At 70.5% G+C, this 17,065-nt stretch carries 18 protein-coding genes and 3 pseudogenes; 8 read left to right on the top strand and 13 right to left on the bottom strand.

The window, feature by feature from the left end; translation table 11 throughout:
• Positions 1-17 precede the first annotated feature (17 nt).
• From N8I84_RS22030 to N8I84_RS22010, 5 genes and pseudogenes are all read right to left on the bottom strand, one after another.
• Positions 18-431, bottom strand: a complete 414-nt coding sequence (locus N8I84_RS22030) for a PIN domain-containing protein (RefSeq protein ID WP_263231112.1) — start codon at positions 429-431, stop codon at positions 18-20.
• The gene (locus N8I84_RS22025; RefSeq protein ID WP_228044417.1) at positions 428-691 is read right to left on the bottom strand and encodes a hypothetical protein; all 264 of its coding nucleotides are present in this window, start codon (positions 689-691) and stop codon (positions 428-430) included. The genes N8I84_RS22030 and N8I84_RS22025 overlap by 4 nt, the downstream gene beginning before the upstream one ends.
• Positions 692-804: 113 nt before the next feature.
• Positions 805-1,029 (bottom strand): hypothetical protein, encoded by a 225-nt coding sequence (locus N8I84_RS22020; RefSeq protein WP_263231109.1) that lies wholly within the window; start codon positions 1,027-1,029, stop codon positions 805-807.
• Between the two features lie 77 nt (positions 1,030-1,106).
• Positions 1,107-1,604: a hypothetical protein gene (locus tag N8I84_RS22015; RefSeq protein WP_263231108.1), complete on the bottom strand. Its 498-nt coding sequence runs from the start codon at positions 1,602-1,604 to the stop codon at positions 1,107-1,109.
• 145 nt (positions 1,605-1,749) lie between these two features.
• Positions 1,750-2,145: pseudogene (locus N8I84_RS22010) on the bottom strand (hypothetical protein).
• Between the two features lie 116 nt (positions 2,146-2,261).
• On the opposite strand from N8I84_RS22010, the gene N8I84_RS22005 reads away from it, so the two are divergent.
• From N8I84_RS22005 to N8I84_RS21980, 6 genes are all read left to right on the top strand, one after another.
• Positions 2,262-3,110 carry a helix-turn-helix domain-containing protein gene (locus tag N8I84_RS22005; RefSeq protein ID WP_390898932.1) on the top strand — a complete coding sequence of 283 codons (849 nt, stop codon included), beginning with the start codon at positions 2,262-2,264 and terminating at the stop codon, positions 3,108-3,110.
• Entirely contained in the window at positions 3,107-3,289 is a 183-nt protein-coding gene (locus N8I84_RS22000) for a DUF397 domain-containing protein (protein WP_263231107.1), read from the top strand. Before N8I84_RS22005 ends, N8I84_RS22000 begins: the two co-directional genes overlap by 4 nt.
• Positions 3,290-3,357: 68 nt before the next feature.
• Positions 3,358-3,717, top strand: coding sequence for a hypothetical protein (locus tag N8I84_RS21995; RefSeq protein ID WP_263231106.1), 360 nt, complete (start codon positions 3,358-3,360; stop codon positions 3,715-3,717).
• Positions 3,718-3,724: 7 nt separating this feature from the next.
• Complete coding sequence (locus tag N8I84_RS21990; protein ID WP_263231105.1) at positions 3,725-4,249, top strand: hypothetical protein; 525 nt, start codon at positions 3,725-3,727, stop codon at positions 4,247-4,249.
• Positions 4,246-4,620, top strand: coding sequence for a peptidase inhibitor family I36 protein (locus N8I84_RS21985; protein ID WP_263231104.1), 375 nt, complete (start codon positions 4,246-4,248; stop codon positions 4,618-4,620). Before N8I84_RS21990 ends, N8I84_RS21985 begins: the two co-directional genes overlap by 4 nt.
• Positions 4,621-4,737: 117 nt before the next feature.
• On the top strand, positions 4,738-5,403 hold the full coding sequence (locus N8I84_RS21980; protein WP_263231103.1) for a hypothetical protein: 666 nt from the start codon (positions 4,738-4,740) through the stop codon (positions 5,401-5,403).
• Here the strand turns inward: N8I84_RS21980 and N8I84_RS21975 are convergent.
• Positions 5,396-6,207 (bottom strand): annotated as a pseudogene (locus tag N8I84_RS21975) (sigma-70 family RNA polymerase sigma factor). The gene N8I84_RS21980 and the pseudogene N8I84_RS21975 sit on opposite strands and share 8 nt — an antisense overlap.
• Positions 6,208-6,360: 153 nt before the next feature.
• Here N8I84_RS21975 and N8I84_RS21970 point away from each other — a divergent pair.
• Complete coding sequence (locus tag N8I84_RS21970; protein ID WP_263231102.1) at positions 6,361-7,152, top strand: SDR family oxidoreductase; 792 nt, start codon at positions 6,361-6,363, stop codon at positions 7,150-7,152.
• On the opposite strand, the gene N8I84_RS21965 is transcribed toward N8I84_RS21970, so the two are convergent.
• A complete protein-coding gene (locus tag N8I84_RS21965; protein ID WP_263231100.1) occupies positions 7,149-8,957 on the bottom strand; it encodes a bifunctional metallophosphatase/5'-nucleotidase in 1,809 nt (602 codons plus the stop codon). The two genes, N8I84_RS21970 and N8I84_RS21965, sit on opposite strands and share 4 nt — an antisense overlap.
• 146 nt (positions 8,958-9,103) lie before the next feature.
• Positions 9,104-10,387: an adenylosuccinate synthase gene (locus N8I84_RS21960; RefSeq protein ID WP_263231099.1), complete on the bottom strand. Its 1,284-nt coding sequence runs from the start codon at positions 10,385-10,387 to the stop codon at positions 9,104-9,106.
• A gap of 195 nt (positions 10,388-10,582) precedes the next feature.
• Here N8I84_RS21960 and N8I84_RS21955 point away from each other — a divergent pair.
• Positions 10,583-11,463, top strand: a pseudogene (locus tag N8I84_RS21955) (diacylglycerol kinase family protein).
• 17 nt (positions 11,464-11,480) lie between these two features.
• Here N8I84_RS21955 and N8I84_RS21950 read toward each other — a convergent pair.
• The 5 genes from N8I84_RS21950 to N8I84_RS21930 all read right to left on the bottom strand — a co-directional run bounded on the left by N8I84_RS21950 (position 11,481) and on the right by N8I84_RS21930 (position 17,055).
• Complete coding sequence (locus tag N8I84_RS21950) at positions 11,481-12,701, bottom strand: cytochrome P450 (protein ID WP_263231098.1); 1,221 nt, start codon at positions 12,699-12,701, stop codon at positions 11,481-11,483.
• Positions 12,702-12,761: 60 nt separating this feature from the next.
• Positions 12,762-13,436, bottom strand: coding sequence for a response regulator transcription factor (locus N8I84_RS21945; protein ID WP_313884273.1), 675 nt, complete (start codon positions 13,434-13,436; stop codon positions 12,762-12,764).
• Positions 13,433-14,779: a sensor histidine kinase gene (locus N8I84_RS21940; RefSeq protein ID WP_263231097.1), complete on the bottom strand. Its 1,347-nt coding sequence runs from the start codon at positions 14,777-14,779 to the stop codon at positions 13,433-13,435. Before N8I84_RS21940 ends, N8I84_RS21945 begins: the two co-directional genes overlap by 4 nt.
• A 123-nt stretch (positions 14,780-14,902) precedes the next feature.
• Positions 14,903-15,577, bottom strand: a complete 675-nt coding sequence (locus tag N8I84_RS21935; protein ID WP_263231095.1) for a response regulator — start codon at positions 15,575-15,577, stop codon at positions 14,903-14,905.
• Entirely contained in the window at positions 15,574-17,055 is a 1,482-nt protein-coding gene (locus N8I84_RS21930; protein WP_263231093.1) for a sensor histidine kinase, read from the bottom strand. The genes N8I84_RS21935 and N8I84_RS21930 overlap by 4 nt, the downstream gene beginning before the upstream one ends.
• Between the last annotated feature and the right edge of the window lie 10 nt (positions 17,056-17,065).

Genomic DNA, 17,065 nt, shown 5'->3' with positions numbered 1-17,065 from the left:
CCTCCCCCGGCAGACGGTCACCGCTGACGCGGCAGCCGGATGGTCCGTACAAGGGGCATGTCCGCGTACAGACCGGGATCGACCGTCAGGACATGGCGTCCATCCGGCCAGTCCGGCGTCGGGCGGGACAGGTGGACCGCGTGGCCCAACCGCCACTCCACCCCGTCGCGAAGCAACGCGCCCACGGTGGAAGCAGCCGCGAAGTCGAGTTCGACGATTTCGACGGCGGGCAGTGCCCCGATGTGCTCAGCCAGTCCCTTGCGCATCCCGTCGGCTGCGGCGAGGCAGAGCGCCGGTACGTACACGTGCCGCATGGGTCCGTGCTCGGTGTTCGCGACGAACTGCGAGGCGAGCGAGTTCCCCGAACCCAGCGCCAGCAGAGCCGACTCGTCGAACACGACCCCCGTCGACCCCGCCCTCGTCCCGCTCACAGGCTGTCCACGGGCCGGCCGGCCTCAAGGTCCTGCCAGACCTTCTCCACCCTGTCGTGGTCCTCATCCGTAAGCGTCACACCGAAGTGCGTCTCGCAGTACGCCTTGGTCTCCTCGTAGCGCTTCCGCAGTTCTTCCTTGGTGGGCGTGGCCCCCGCCAGCTCGGCGATCAGGTCGCGCATGGTCATCCCCCGCTCGCGGGCGAGCACCATGAGGCGGTCACGGACAGCGGGGTCGACCTTGACGGTGGTGTCAGCCATGACGGCAGTATACCGTCGGTATACCGTTTCGGTCCGTTCCAGCAATGCAGTCATCGCATCCCTTTCTGTTGGTGGACCCGGCGGCACGGGCGTGCGGCCGGGAGTCTGTGCGTCTACGTGGGCGCGGCCTGCCCCCGCAGCAGCGCCCATGCCAGCGCGCCGCCTCGCCGGGCGGCCTCCCGGTAGGCGGACGCCCCGGGCGTGCGCGTCTCAACCTCGACGGTCGTGACCGGTCCGGCCGTCGGCGGCGCCGGGCGCTTGCGGCGCAGGCGGTTCTCGATGAGGGCGCGCGGCGAGTACACGCGCGGCGGCAGCCCGTCCGTCAGGGCCGCCCGCACTTGGGCACTGCTTACCCCCGCGTCCCACCACTCCTCCACCAGTGGCGCGAGCCGCAGCGCGTCTTCGGCACCGAGCGTCAGCCGGGGTGTGCGCGGCCGAGCAGCTTGGCGGCGAGCGCGGTGCGCTCGCTCGGAGCGGCGGGCGGGGGCGGCGGCGGGGAGGGAGGTTCTTCTTCCCTGGTCTTTTCCCCCGAAGGGGGATCGTCCGACGGCGCGTCGGCCGACTCGCCGGAGGCCAGGTTCTGGGATTCCTCCGATTCACCCGACGGTGGCTCGTCCTCGTACGGAGTGTCGAACACCTCGTAGACGGTGAAGAGTTGGCCCGTCGTGCGGCTCTTGTGCACCACCCGCCGCAGATACCGGGATTCCTCCAGCTCATGCAGGGCCGCGGCGATCCGCGCCCGCCCCTCCTTGCGTTGCTCCGCGAGCGTGCGGATGGTGACGCGGGCGTCGTTCGGCAGGCTCAATAGGTACGTCAGTACGCCTACCGCGCACCAGGAGATGCTGCGATCGCGGAGAAGAGCGTTGGAGAAGACGGAAAAGGCGCGCGTGGGCGTCGTACGATGAATACGCATTGGGAGGGCTAGCTCCTGATGTCGAGCCCCCGGGTGTTGGCGCACCGCGGGGGCGTTCTTGTTGCCTGTTGGCGCGACTCTATGGGCACGCAGAGCGACGAGTGCAAGCCGGAACTGGCTTTACCTGGGGGGTAGTTCGCTTATTTCACTCCGGGGAGTGAAGGGCGGTCCGCAGGAGCAGTGTGTGGACCAGGTCGCCGAATGCCGTCGGCCGGTAGCGCCAACTCAGGGGCCAGGTCAGGCCGTCGAGCGCTGGGATCGGGATCTACGAGATACGGTTCGGGCCGGCGGTGAGGCGCGTGACTCCGTCCGGCCAGGAGCGGTGGGACGTGGTGCCGACCGGGACGAGGAAGTAGACGGCACGTCTTCCGTTGTCCTCCTCGATGGCGGGTCCCGGGGCTCCGCCGGTCATGCGGGCGAGACGGTCGGCGAGGGCGCGACCCCGGTCGCCGTCGATCCGGAGGGCGTCGAACCGGACGCCGGCTTTGCGGAGTTGGATGCCGGTGGAGGGGATCCAGTCCAGGTCACTTTGCGTATTCATGCGGCCAGTTTCGACAGGCGGGGTTAGCGTCTTCCATAACTCTGTGTCGACCAATAGCAACGGTCGGAAACCGGCACGAGCGACTTGCGACCGGTTGAGTTCGGTTGAGTTCGGGGGTGACCGCAATGGCGCGGGCTGTGAACAAGACGGAGGCGAGCGGGACGGCACATCTGGTCGCCGCCCTGGCGAAGGCGCTGCGCGAGCAGCAGCAGCTGTCGCAGGAGGAGTTGGGGAGGAAGATCGGGTACACCGGGTCGGCGGTCAGCGCGATGGAGACGTGCGCGCAGCCCGCCAGCGACAAGATGCTCGTCAAGCTGGAGGAGGCGCTCGGCGGGGGATTGGGCGTCTTCGAGAAGGCACGCAAGTACGTGCTGCTCGACAAGTACCCGCCGCAGTTCAAGGACTTCGCCTTGATGGAGGCCGAGGCAGTGACGCTGTCGTCATACCAGACGTACGTGGTCGACGGCCTCTTCCAGACGGAGGGTTATGCCCGCGCCCTGATCGGCGGCGGCTATCCAAAGCTCGCCGATGACAAGGTGGAGGAGCTGGTCGAAGCGCGCATGGCGCGCAAGGCGCTCTTCGATCGCGATCCCGTTGCCATGATCGAGCTGATCCTCGACGAGTCGGTGCTTCGGCGGCCGTTCGGCAGTTGGGAGGTGCTGCACGAGCAATTGCGCTCGCTAGCAGAGGTCGCGGAGCGGGACAATGTCAGCATCCAGGTGCTGCCATTGGAACGGGGGCTGCGCGCCGGTCATGCAGGAGCCCGCGGTGACATGAAGCTGGTGGAGACGAAAGAGCACCACCACGTGGTCTACATGGAGATCGAGGATGAAAGCGTCCTCGTCGGTGATCCCACCAAGGTGGCCCAACTCTCGCACCGCTATGCGAAGATCCGCACACAGGCTTTGAGCCCGGACGACTCACTGAGCCTCATCCAGCGGCTGGCAGGAGAAGAGCAGCGATGAGCAGCGCACTGCGGTGGTTCAAGTCGAGCTACAGCAACGACAGTGGCGGGGACTGCGTCGAGGTCGCCCAAGACGTTGATGCCATACACATCCGCGACTCGAAGAACCCCACCGGTCCCACCCTCACCGTGTCCTCCGGCGCATGGGGCGCATTCCTCAAGGGCGCTCGTACCCTTTGATCCCCCGGAAGGGGTGAACCGGACACACGTGCCGCATACGGGCGGTAGCCCAAGGGCATGCCCCGGCCATGCGTCACCTCGTCATCGCCTCTGCCCTCTTGGCGGCCCTCGGGCCGGCCGCCGCCCCGGCCGCGCACGCCGTCGCCGTGCCTCCCGGGCATGTGTACTTCTGGCCGGACCCGAACCAGATGGGACCCGGCGGCGCCTGGGGCTACGCACCACCCGGGTATCGGGAGGCCGACCCTCGGGTGAAGCGGCACGCGTACTCCTTCGACTCGCGTGCCTCCGTGACCGTGTACGCGATCAGTTACCAGCCCGGCGGCTGCCTCTACCGCGCGATCTATCCGGACGACTACTCCAACAACTGGGAGTGGGCGACGAAGTTCGACGGGGTCAGTGACAGCACGATGGGGTGCCGGCCGGGCTGATCCGCAGATGCGTCCGCGTACGACGGCCGTTGCCGCGCTCCTCGTCCCCGGCCTGGTCCTCACCGCCTGTGCGACGAAGGCGACCGCACCACCCCGTCCCTCCCCCGACGACGTCATCAAGGCCGCCACCCGGCGGCTCACCGACGACTGTCTCGCCCGCCAGGGCCTGGTCCCTCCCCGTCCGGGGCAGCCGACGCCCTCGTCCGTCGAGCAACGGCGCGTCTCGGACGCGCTGTTCGGGTCGGGCGAGGCAGAACTGTCGCTGCGCCTGCCCACGGGCTACGTGGTCCGCGCCCACACCGACGGCTGCCTCGCGGCGGCCCAGCAGCGGCTCTACGGCGACCAGCGCCGCTGGTTCCGCACGTCGGTGATCGTGAACAACCTTCAGCCCGAGGCCGAGCAGTCCCACCGTTCCCTGGCCGAGGTCCGTTCCCGGCACCGCGCCGAGATCGCCGAGTGGCAGCGGCTGCGTGCCCATGCCCTCGCCGAGGCCACATCTCTCCTCACCGCGAAAGGAAGACCCTCAGCATGAACAAGCGCCTGGCCGCCCTCCTCGCCGCCACCACCCTGTCCGCCGGGGCCGTGCTCGCCACCTCCGCGTCCGCGCAGGCCGTGCCCTGCGGCAGCGGCAACTTCTGTGTGTGGACCGAAGCGAACTTCACGGGCCTGAAGATCGAGCACAGCGGCGACGACCACTGGTGGGAGGGGGACATGGCCTGGCACGACTCCTCCTGGGCGAACCACGGCATCTCCGGCCCGGGCGTCAAGGACCACGTCAAGGTCTACTCCGCGCGTGAGCTGCTGGGCCATGTCACCATCTGCCTGGCCCCGGGACAGGAGGTCGGCTACAACGCCGCCGCGAACGACCAGGGCGCCTCACACACCTGGACGACCGGCTGCTGAACAGGATGACACCCACCGCCCCCCTCACCCGATAGTCGGAAAAACCGCAACACTTTCTCCAGATCTGTCCCACTTTTCCAGCCAGGTACTACCTCCACCCCTGCCATGCTCCCGGACGTGGACCGATCGACCTCCTCCGTCCGGCAGCCCGGGACGGGCACGGTGTACCGCGCGACCCTGGACGCGCTGGCCCAGTACGGCCCCCGGCGGGTCGGCGTGACCCACGTCGCCCGCCTGGCCCGCTGCAACCGCTCCTACCTCTACCGGAACTGGGCCGGCCATCAGGTCCTGATCCGGGACGCCACGCTGGCCGAGCTGCGGCGTCTGCTGCAGGTGGCCTGCGAGGCACCCGGCCCGCTGCCGCCGCCACGGTGCCTCGCCGTCCGCGTCGTGGTGCGCGCGGCGCGTCTGCTGCGCGAGCATCCCGCCACCCGGGCCATGGCGCTGACCGCCCCGGACCTGACGCACGCCGCCGTACTCCGCCCGACCACCGTCTGGCACCGGACGGCCTGCGACTGGCTGCGCCGGCACGTGACCGGGCACCTGCCGAGGGGCGCCACACAGGACACGGTCACACTCGCCGTCCTCACCACCGTCCTGCCCTACGCGCTCACACCCCCGTCCGAGGACCCGGATCCCACCGCCGAGCGCGAGGCCGTCGACCACAGGCTGAGCCTTGCCCTGCACTCCTGTCTCGGCCTCCCGCCCGCCTGCCCCGACTGCGCGCCCCCGCCTGTCGGAGAGGCGGAGGCGGATGAAGGGCACCCGAGCACGCTCAGCTGATCGCCGGCTCGTCGAGCACCGCCACCTCCACCTCCCGCAGCCGTTCCCGGTCCGCGATCACGTCGATCTCCGTGATCAGGCCGTCGGCCAAGGTGAAGCTCAGCACCAGCCGCAGCCGGCCGGCCTCGAGCATCGCCAGGCCGAGGCGGTCGTCCACCAGGACGGCGGCGGTGAACCGGGCCCGGCCCATGGACGCCATCGCGCCCTTGGCCACCGGGTGGGCACCGGCGATGCGGAGGGGTTCGGGGGTCGGGACGACCGAGCGGTCGGCGCGCAGCACCACGTCGGGGTGGAGCAGCGCCAGCAACCCGTCGAAGTCGCCGCCGCGCGTCGCGGCCAGGTAGGCGTCGACGACCCGGCGCTGCCGGGGCAGGTCGGCCTCGGGCGCCGGGGTGCCCTGACCCGGCGGCGGGCGCGGCTCGCGAGCTGCCGGGTCGCGGCCGGGGTCTTCTCGAGCATCGTGCCGATCTCGTCGAACGGCATCGCGAACATGTCGTGCAGCACGAACGCGAGCCGCTCGTCGGGCGTCAGCCTGTCGAGGACGACCAGCAGCGCCAGGCCCACCGAGTCGGCGAGCAGCGCCTCCTCCTCCGGGTCGACGACCGCACCCGTGACCGGTGCCCTGGCCGCTTCCAGCGACTCCTCGCGCCGGTTCTCGCGCGAGCGCAGCATATTCAGGCACACCCGGGCCACCACGGTCGTCAGCCACGCGGCCGGGTTCTCCACGTCGGCCGTGTCGGCGCGGTCGACGCGCAGCCATGCCTCCTGGAGGGCGTCGTCGGCCTCGCTGAGCGATCCGAGCATCCGGTAGGCGACCGCCCGCAACCTGGGACGCTGCACCTCGAACCACTCGGTTGTCAAAGGAAGTTCGGGCACCGTGTCACATTCCTTCCGGGCGACGGGTCATCTCAGTAGATCACCCACTGAGTGATGGATCGACCGATTGAGGAGAACACCATGAACACGACTAACGCGCCCGTCCTGGTCACCGGTGGCACCGGCACACTCGGCCGCCACGTCGTCCCGCTGCTGCGGGAGGCGGGCCGCGAGGTCCGGGTGCTGAGCCGGCACGCACGGGAACTACCCGCGCAGGGCGTCGAACACGTGGCCTGCGATCTGCGGACCGGCGAGGGACTCGACGCGGCGGTGGCGGGCACCCGGACCGTCCTGCACCTCGCGGGCGGCCCCAAGGGCGACGACGAGGCGACCCGCAGCCTGGTCCGGGCCGCGCGGGAGGCCGGGGTCCGGCACCTGGTGTACATCTCGGTCATCGGCGCGGACCGCGTCCCGCTGGCCTGGCTGCGCTCCAAGCTGGAGGCGGAGCGGGCGGTCTCCGGGTCGGGGATCGCGTGGACGACCCTGCGGGCCGCCCAGTTCCACGACCTGGCGCTGCTCATGGCCGAGAAGATGGCCAAGCTGCCGGTGATCCCGGTGCCCGGCGGGATGCGGCTGCAACCGGTCGACGCACGCGAGGTGGCCGCCCGGCTCGTGGAGCTGACGCTCGGCGGACCGGCCGGCCTGGTCCCCGACCTGACCGGGCCGGCGGTGTACGACCTCGCGGACCTGCTGCGCACCTACCTCACGGCACGCGGCAAGCACCGCCCGATGCTCCCGGTCCGCATGCCCGGCAAGGCCGGCCGCGCCTACCGGTCCGGGGCCAACCTGACCCTCGAGGGCGCCGACAAGGGCACCCGGACCTGGGAGGAGTTCCTGGCGGAGCGGACCGGCACCTTGCTCGGGACGGCCTAGAACACCGGCGTGCCGTCCTGCGTCAGCCGCCAGTTGGTGACCGCGAAGTCCGCCGGGTCCAGGGTCCCCTTGGATGTCACGTAGTCGATCATCAGCTGGCGGATCTCGTTTGTCGAGCTGTACGCGATCGGCGCCGAGGCGATGTGCGGGTAGCCGGAGCCGCCGTTGGCGCGGTAGTTGTTGACGGCGACGACGAAGACCTGGTCGTCGGCGACCGGTGCGCCCTTGTAGGAGAGGTTCTTGATGCGCGAGCCCTCGGGCTGCGCGATGTCGATCTCGTAGTCGACCCCGGCGGCGGTGTCGTACATGTAGTCCCAGAAGTTGTCGGCGTTGGTGAGGGTCGCGGTGTCGACCTTCGTGCCGGACGGGACCTGGTGGTAGTACTTCGCCGCGTACTCCAGGTAGTCCTTGAGCTGGGCGCCGGTCAGCTTCTTGCCGTAGAGGGTGTTGTCGTAGATGTAGAGCCCGGCGATGTCCTTGATCGTCACACTCCCCGCGGGGATGTCCGCGGTCCGGCTGAACGGCGCGGCGACCGAGATCAGCGGGAGGGCGGCGTCGGCGGAGGACAGCCCGGAGGCGACCGTCGCCATCTGCACCTGGTGGATGAAGTCCATGATGGGGACGTCCTTCCAGCAGGACTCCGCCGCCGACAGGTCCGCCGTGCAGGTGCCGACGGGCGTGTTGACGTACTTCACCACCAGTTCGTGGTCGGCCTCCAGGAGCCGCTTGATCTCCGGGTCCTCGTCCACCGTGTTGGGGTTGAGGGTCCGGGCCGTCTTGCTCGTCACCTTCCACCGTCCGTGGTGGAGTTCGAGCTCGAAGTCGAAGACGCTCAGGCGGTAGCCCCAGCAGTACGGCTCGGAGAGGAGGACCTCCTCGCCGGTCTCCTCGTTCTTCACCGTGTAGGAGGGGACCTCGACGTGGGTGTGGCCGACCAGGATCGCGTCGATGCCCGGCACCTGCTCGGCGACGAGGTTCGACGCGTTCTCCACGTACGGGAGTTCGTCGCCGTACGAGGACGAGCCGTCCAGGCCCGAGTGGTCCGTCAGGAACACCACGTCACAGCCCAGCGCCCGCAGCCGCGGCACGTACTTCTTCGCCTGCTCGACGAGCCCCGGGAACACCATCTTCCCGCTGACGTTGTCCTTGTCCCACAGCGCGATCCCGGGGTTCGTGAGCCCGAGAATGCCGACCTTGATGTCGGGGGCGCCGGGGACCCGGACGCACTTCACGGTGTACGGACGGAAGGCGGGCCGCAGGGTCTTGGCGTCGAGTGCGTTGGCGCCGAGGAGCGGGAAGTGGCACTGGCTCTCGAACTTCCGCAGGACATCGATGCCGTAGTTGAACTCGTGGTTGCCGAGCGCGGCGGCGTCGTAGCGCATGTGGTTCATGGCGACGGCCATGGGGTGCTTGGGGGCGTCCTTGCCGGTGATCGGGTCGACGCGGGCGAAGTAGTAGGCAAGCGAGGTGCCCTGGATGATGTCGCCGGCGTCCACCAGCAGCACCCGGTCCTCGCCCTTCGCCTCGCGCTGCTGCTTGATGAGCGTGGCGACACGCGCGACACCGACGGAGTTGCCGGCCTTGTCGCTGTAGGCGGCGTCCTTGTAGTAGTCCCAGTCGAAGACGTGGCTGTGCAGATCGGTGGTGCCGAGGACGGAGAAGGACCAGGTGCGGGGCGTCTTCTCGGGCTGGTGGTCGGCAGCCTCGGCCGTACCGCTGCCGACCGTTCCCGCGACGGCGACCGCCGCCGAGGTGACGGCCGACTTCTGCATGAACTCGCGTCTGTTCATGGGGTTGACGGGCATACGAGGCTCCTGGTCTGGAGAGCGGAGAGGGACGGCACTACCCGCGTAGATAGTTCCGGTCCCTACTTCCGCGCGGAACCAGGAGCAGCCCATGGGCCGGTCAAGGATGTCCATGACCGGCCCAACTGGACGGGGATATAAGGGACTTACAGGAACGAGTTGATCTCGATGGTCTCGTCGCGGCCCGGGCCGACGCCGATCGCGGAGATCGGGGCGCCGGACATCTCCTCCAGCGCCTTGACGTAGTTCTGGGCGTTCTTCGGGAGGTCCGCGAAGGTCTTGGCCTTCGTGATGTCCTCCTGCCAGCCGGGCAGCATCTCGTAGACCGGCTTCGCGTGGTGGAAGTCCGTCTGGGAGTACGGGAGTTCCTCGACCCGCTTGCCGTCGATCTCGTATGCGACGCAGACCGGGATCTGCTCCCAGCCGGTGAGCACGTCGAGCTTGGTGAGGAAGAAGTCGGTCAGGCCGTTGACCCGGGTCGCGTAGCGGGCGATCACCGCGTCGAACCAGCCGCAGCGGCGGTCGCGGCCCGTCGTCACGCCCCGCTCACCGCCGATGCGGCGCAGCGCCTCGCCGTCCTCGTCGAACAGCTCGGTGGGGAAAGGACCCGAGCCGACACGGGTCGTGTAGGCCTTGAGGATGCCGATGACGCGGCTGATCTTCGTGGGGCCGACGCCGGCACCGGTGCAGGCACCGCCCGCGGTCGGGTTCGACGAGGTCACGAACGGATACGTGCCGTGGTCGATGTCCAGGAGCGTGCCCTGGCCGCCCTCGAACAGGACGACCTTGTCCTCCTCCAGGGCCTGGTTGAGGATCAGGACCGTGTCGGCGACGTACGGCTCGATCTTCTCGGCGTAGCCCAGCAGCTCCTCGACCACCTGGCCGACGGCGATCGCGCGCCGGTTGTACAGCTTGGTGAGGATCTGGTTCTTGACGTCGAGGGCCGCCTCGACCTTCTGGGTCAGGATCGACTCGTCGTACAGGTCCTGGACCCGGATGCCGACACGGTTGATCTTGTCGGCGTAGGTCGGGCCGATGCCGCGGCCGGTCGTGCCGATCTTGCGCTTTCCGAGGAAGCGTTCCGTCACCTTGTCGACGGTGACGTTGTACGGCGTGATGATGTGGGCGTTGCCGCTGATCAGCAGCTTGGAGGTGTCGACACCGCGCTCGTTCAGACCGCTCAGCTCGGAGAGCAGGACCGACGGGTCGACGACGACGCCGTTGCCGATGACGGGCGTACATCCGGGCGACAGGATTCCGGAAGGGAGGAGGTGGAGCGCATACTTCTGGTCACCTACGACCACCGTGTGGCCGGCGTTGTTGCCGCCCTGGTAGCGCACGACATAGTCCACCGAGCCACCGAGCAGGTCGGTGGCCTTTCCCTTGCCTTCGTCACCCCACTGAGCACCGAGCAGCACAAGTGCGGGCACGCGCGTACACCCCTTCCGGGCGGGGCATGTCCAGGGTCGGGGGCGCACGCGGAGGGTTCACCGCCGTGTGCACCGCGACCGTCGTTGGCCGCAAACCGTCGGACCGGATGCCCCGGAATAGACGAAACCCCTGACGCAATAGCGCAAGGGGCTCTTGCACAGAGATGCTACCCGAGGAAGCGAGGCAGGACCGAGGTGGCGACTTCCGACCAGCTCCTCGTGGTCATCGACCCGGTCGCCCGTCACAGCGACGGTGAGTCGGTACGGATCGCGAAAGACGTGCTCAGCGCGGGTGCGGCCGCCAAGTTGTGCCTCCCGGAGGGACCGGAGGAATTCGCCCGGGCACTGGACCGCCGGGGGTCGCGGCGGCCGGTGGTCGTGGGCGACGACCGGGCGCTGCTGCGGGCGGTGACGCTCCTGCACCGGCGCCGTGAGCTGGGCACGACGGCCCTGGCGCTGGTGCCGGTGGGCGCCCGGCAGTCGCTGGCGCGGTCGCTGGGGGTGCCGGCGGGGGCGGTGGCGGCGGCCAGGGCCGTCCTGGAGGGGGTGGAGCGGCGGCTGGACCTGCTGGTGGACGACAGTGACGGGGTGGTGCTCGGGGATCTGCGGATTCCTCCGGTGCCGGCGCGTGAGGGGGCGGGGACCGATCCGGTGCCGGCTTCGTCGCCGGGCTCGGGCCGTCCGTGGCTGCGGACGTGCCAGTCGCTGGTACGGACGCTCGCGGCGCGTCCGACGCGGGTGCCGTCGCCGCGGCGGCGGCGCCCGGGCCGGCCCGACTGCGGGTGGAGGTCGACGGCGAGACGCTGGTGGACCTGGACCAGCCGGTGGAGGGCGTGTCGGTGACGCCGGGGGAACCGGGGGTGGCCGAGGTGGAGGTACGACCGGTCTCGGTGGGCGCGGAGGCTTCGCCGCTGCTGGCAGTGGGGCGCAGGGTGACGGTGTCGGGGGCCGATTTCCGCTATCGCGCGGATGCGGTGGTGTCGGGGCCGGTTCGGACGCGGACGTGGGTGGTGCGGCAGGGGGCGTGGGGACTCATGCTGCCCGCACGGGCGGGTGAGCTTCGGGATGAGCCCTGACGGCCTGACGGTGGCGGTCAGCCGACCTCCACCCTCAGTCCATCCAGCCCGCGGATCACGAAGTTCGGCTTCCGCTCCGGCTCCGCCGCAAGGCGCAGCGTCGGGGCCTTCTCCAGCAGCGCCGTCATGGACGCCGCCAGCTCGATACGGGCCAGGGGCGCACCGATGCAGTAGTGGATGCCCGCGCTGAAGGAGATGTGCGGGTTGTCCTCACGGGTCAGGTCGAGCCTCTCGGGGGCGTCGAACACGGCCGGGTCATGGTTGGCCGAGCCGAACAGCATGGCGATCTCCGCGCCCCGCGGGATCACCGTGCCGTCGATCTCGATCTCGTCCAGCACCCAGCGCTCGAAGAGCTGGAGCGGGGTGTCGTAGCGCATCAGCTCCTCCACCGCCGAGGGGACGAGCGAGTGGTCCGCGCGCAGGGCGGCCAGCTGGTCCGGGTGGCGGAACAGCGCCCACCAGCCGTTCACGGTCGCGTTGACCGTGGCCTCGTGCCCGGCGTTCAGCAGCAGCACACAGGTCGAGATCATCTCCTGCTCGGTGAGCCGGTCGCCCTCGTCGTACGCGGCGATCAACCCCGAGATCAGGTCCTCCCCCGGCTCCTTGCGACGCTCGGCGATCAGCTCCCGGAGGTACTCCGAGAACTCCACCGAAGCCCGCACCGCCCTGTGTGCCGTCTCCTCGGAGGGGCCCAGCTCGTACATCCCGCAGATGTCCGCCGACCAGGGGCGCAGCTGCCCGCGGTCCGCCTCGGGGATGCCCAGCATCTCGGCGATCACCGCGACCGGCAGCGGCTCGGCGACGTCCGTCAGCAGATCGCCGCCGCCCGCCTCCACCAGCCGCGCCACCAGCTCGCCGGCGAGGTCACGCACATACGGCTTCAGCTGCTCCACGGTCCGCGGCGTGAACGCCTTCGACACCAGGCGCCGGATGCGCGTGTGGTCCGGCGGCTCCAGGTCGAGCATGCCGTGGTCGTTGAGCGTGTGGAAGGGCTCGTGCTCGGGCGGCGGCGCGGTCCGGCCGAATTCCTCGTGCGTGAACCGGTGCTGGTACGTCCGGCCCAGTCGCCTGTCCCGCAGCAACGCCGACACGTCCGCGTGGTGCGGCACCAGCCACTGGCCGGTGGGCTCGAACCAGTGCACCCGGCCCCGCGCACGCAGCTCGGCGTAGGCGGGGTACGGGTCGGCCACGAACGCCGGGTCCCAGGGGTCGAACGCGAGAGCGGAAGGAGCTGCCATGCCCGGACGCTAACCGAGCGGACGCCCGCTGACCAGGGGGGTCTCACACCGAAGAGCGGATCACCCGGGTGTCACCAGTCTCGCCTCGTACGCGAACACCGCGGCCTGGGTGCGGTCGCGCAGGCCCAGTTTCACCAGGATGCGGCTGACGTGCGTCTTGATCGTGGACTCGGCCACCACCAGCCGCTCCGCGATCTCCGCGTTCGACAGCCCCTGGGCGATGAGGACCAGCACCTCCGTCTCCCGTTCCGTCAGGTCCCCGTACGCCGCCCGGGCCGTCGGCGGGAGCGCCGGCCGGTCCGCCAGGCGGGAGAACTCCGTGATCAGCCGCCGGGTGACCGAGGGCGCCAGCAGCGCCTCGCCGGCCGCCACCACCCGTACGCCCTCGGCGAGCTGCTTGGCCGACGCGTCCTTGAGCAGGAAGCCGGAGGCTCCCGCCCGCAGCGCCTGGTACACGTACTCGTCGAGGTCGAAGGTGGTCAGCACCAGCACCTTCGCCGAACCGTCCGCGGCGACGATCTCCCGGGTCGCCTCGATGCCGTTCAGCTCCGGCATCCGGATGTCCATCAGCACGACGTCCGGGGCCAGCTCGCGGACCCGCTCGACGGCCTCCCTCCCGTTGACCGCCTCCCCGACGACCTCGATGTCCGGCATCGCCCCGAGCAGCACCGAGAAGCCCTCCCGGACCATCATCTGGTCGTCGGCGATCAGTACGCGGATGATGCCCCTCGTCACGCGGTGCCCTCCACGGTGGCCGCCGGCAGGAACACCGTCACCTCATAGCCTCCGTCGTCCGTCTCCCCCGCCGTCATCTCCCCGCCCAGCATCGAGACCCGCTCGCGCATGCCCGTCAGGCCGTGCCCCGCCCCGTGCGTCGACTTGGTGAGCGTGACCTGCGGCGCCGGGCCGTTGACGATGCGCAGGCCCAGCCCACCGAGCACATAGCCGATCTCCACCCGTGCCGGGGCGCCCGGCGCGTGCCGCAGCGTGTTGCTGAGGGCCTCCTGGACGATGCGGTACGCCGACAGCTCGACGCCCTGCGGGAGTTCCCGCACCGCGCCCGTGACCACCTTGTCGACGCTCAGTCCCGCCTCCCGCACGTTCGCCAGCAGGGCGTCCAGGTCGGCCAGGGTGGGCTGGGGCGCGTCCGGGGCCTCGTAGTCCTCCGCCCGTACGACCCCCAGGACGCGGCGCAGCTCGGTCAGGGCCGCCACCGCGTTCTCCCGGATCGTGGCGAAGGCATTCTCCAGTTCGGGCGGCGGGTTCTCCACGCGGTAGGGCGCGGCCTCCGCCTGGATCGCGACCACCGACATGTGGTGGGCGACCACATCGTGCAGTTCGCGGGCGATCGTCGTGCGCTCCTCCAGCAGGGTGCGCCGGGAGCGCTCGTGCGCCGTCTCGGTCTGATGGGCGGTCACCTCCTGCTCGGCGTCGCGGCGTATGTGCCAGACGGTGACGGACAGCAGGGAGATCGCGGAGACCACCAGCATGGGCGGGGTGTTGGTGTCGAAGCTGTTCTGGCTGAAGAGGCTCTCGGCGAAGAAGCCGTAGAGCGCGGTGATGACCCACATCCATGCCGCGGTGCGCGGCCGGCTGCGTATCGCCACGACCGTCACCACCACCAGGTGGGAGATAAAACTGCCCGGCGGCCACGGCCCCGCCGCCCAGTCGGGGCTCAGGACCGCCGAGGCGAGGGTCGCCGCCAAGGACAGCCAGAAGGCTCCGACCGGGCGGACCAACGTCAGCAGCACCGGCGCCAGGGCCAGCAGACCGCACAGCAGGGCCGCCCCTCCGCCGTCGCCGGTCGTCAAGGCACCGAACATCGCCACCAGGCCGGCTCCCACCACCACGGCGTGCCGTTTCCAGGCCGCATAGGTCCGCAGGCGACCGGATGCCCGCCCGGCCGACGGAGCGCCGGCGCCGCTGCGGACCAGCGGGCGGTAGGCGAAGGCGTCGTGGAACAGATCCTGCCGCAGCCCGCGCAGGGCGTCCACGGCCAGCCGGTACTCCGGGCTGCGCGGCGTGTACGGCGCGTACGCGCCGTCCGGTGGCGTCTGCCTCTTGGTCGTCTCGGTCACGTGGAAAAGGTAGGCCCGGACAGCGGGCGCGGTCGTCACCAGTGAGGGGGGTCCTCGGGAATCCTCCTCAAGTACTACGGGCGCGGTCGGCCCCCGCCAGGTCGCCCCGCGCCCGCCCGGACGTCAGTAGCCCGACGGCCGCACCAGCCCCGACTCGTAGGCGAACACGGCCGCCTGGGTGCGGTCGCGCAGGCCCAGCTTCACCAGGATGCGGCCCACATGGGTCTTCACGGTCTGCTCGGCGACCACGAGGCGCTCGGCGATCTCCGCGTTCGAAAGGCCCTGGGCGATGAGGGCGAGGACCTCGGTCTCCCGCTCGGTGAGGTCGCCGACGCGCTCCTTCAGCGGCGCCCGGGGCGTGCTGTGCATCCGGGAGAACTCGGCGAGCAGGCGCCGGGTGATGCCGGGCGCGAGAAGCGCGTCGCCCGCCGCCACCACCCGTACCGCCTCGGCGAGCTGATCGGCGGAGGCGTCCTTGAGCAGGAAGCCGGAGGCGCCGGCGCGCAGGGCGTCGTAGACGTACTCGTCGAGGTCGAAGGTGGTCAGGACCAGGACCTTGGGGTGCGGGGTGGCCTCGGTGATGTGGCGGGTCGCCTCGATGCCGCCGAGCTCGGGCATGCGGATGTCCATCAGGACGACGTCCGGGGCGAGTTCGGCGACCTTGGTGATCGCGTCCCTGCCGTCGACGGCCTGGCCGACGACCTCGATGTCGGGCTTTGCGTTGAGCAGCACCGTGAAGCCCTGCCGGACCATCATCTGGTCGTCGGCGATCAGTACGCGGATGGTGCTGCTCGTCATCGGTTCTCTTCTCCTGTCGGGTCGGCGGGAGCGCCGTCGGGCGGGGCGTCCTCGGGGCTGGGCAGGAAGCACGCCACCGCAAAGCCGCCGCAGGCGGTCCCGGTCGCGAAGAGGGTCCCACCGAGCATCACGGCACGCTCGCGCATACCGAGCAGTCCATGGCCCGCGCCCGGTGACGGCGGAACCGGACGGGTGGGCCGGGAGTTGGCGATGTGCAGCTGAAGACCCCGCGGGAAGTAGGTGAGTTCGACGCGGACGGTGGAGCCGGGGGCGTGCCGCAGCGCGTTGCTGAGGGCCTCCTGGACGATCCGGTACGCGGACAGCTCCACCCCGGGTGACAGGGGGCGCACCTCGCCGACGATCTCCGTCCGCACCTCCATGCCGGCGGCGCGGGTGTTCTCCACGAGGGCGTCGAGCCGGTCGAGGGTGGGCTGCGGGGAGTCGGGCGCCGCGCCGGTACCGCTTCCTATGCCGTAGGGGTCGGCGGGGTTCTCCGAGCGCAGGACGCCGAGGACGCGGCGCAGTTCGGTCAGGGCCTCCAGCGCGTTCTTGCGGATGCCGTCCAGGTTCTCCCTCAGCTCGGCGGAGGGGTTCTCCACCAGGTGGGGGGCGACCTGGGCCTGTATGGAGATGACCGACATGTGGTGGGCGACCACGTCGTGCAGTTCGCGGGCGATGCGGTTGCGTTCCTCCAGGAGGGTGCGGCGGGCGCGTTCCTCGGCCGTGACGACGGTCAGTTCGACGAGCTGCGTACGGGCCTCGCGGCGGCCGCGCAGGGCGGTGCCGACGAGGAGGACGAGGCCGAAGACGACCAGCGCGGGCAGGCCGGTGCCGGAGTAGAAGGCCGCGCCCTCGACGCCCTGGATGCAAAACGTCACGAGGGCGGTCACTGCCCACACGCCGGCGGCGACACGGGTGGGCACCCGTAGGGCCAGCAGGAACAGCACGACGGCGCACGAGGTGATGGCGGAGCCCGTCCAGGGCCACGGCGGCGGTTCGACGAGGAACCCGTGGAGGTGGAACGTGGCCATCCGGCCGATCTGGGAGGCCACCAGGTGCGCCGCGAGCGACAGCCACCACGCGGGCAGCGGACGCCACAGGGCCAGCGCGACGGCCCCGCCCTGCGCGAAGCCGATCGCCACGTCGAGCGCGGGAAGCGGGTTGTAGCTGTTGCTCAGCTCGTTGGCCGCCCCGATCGAGAGCACCAGCGCGAGGACGCAGAGGACGACGTGCGGCGCCCGGCGCAACAGGCGGGGCCGTGACAGCGGCGGGAGCGGGTCGGCGTCGAACGTCCACAGGTCGTCCCGGAGGACGCGCAGTTGCCGGCGGAGCGCGGAGAGGGGAGAGGAGACGCCCGAGCCGGGGGAGCCGGCCGAGCGGGGCTCCCCCGGCTCGGGCAATCCGGCATCGGGGGACGGGTGGCGGCCCGGCGTGCCGAACGCGCCGCCGGCCGGGTCTTCGTGCCGTGCCTCCTTCATCCGGCTCACC

Source organism: Streptomyces cynarae, assembly GCF_025642135.1.
GTDB lineage: Bacteria > Actinomycetota > Actinomycetes > Streptomycetales > Streptomycetaceae > Streptomyces > Streptomyces cynarae.
Note: the sequence above shows the minus strand (reverse complement) of the source record. Positions and strands in the feature narration are given on the sequence as shown.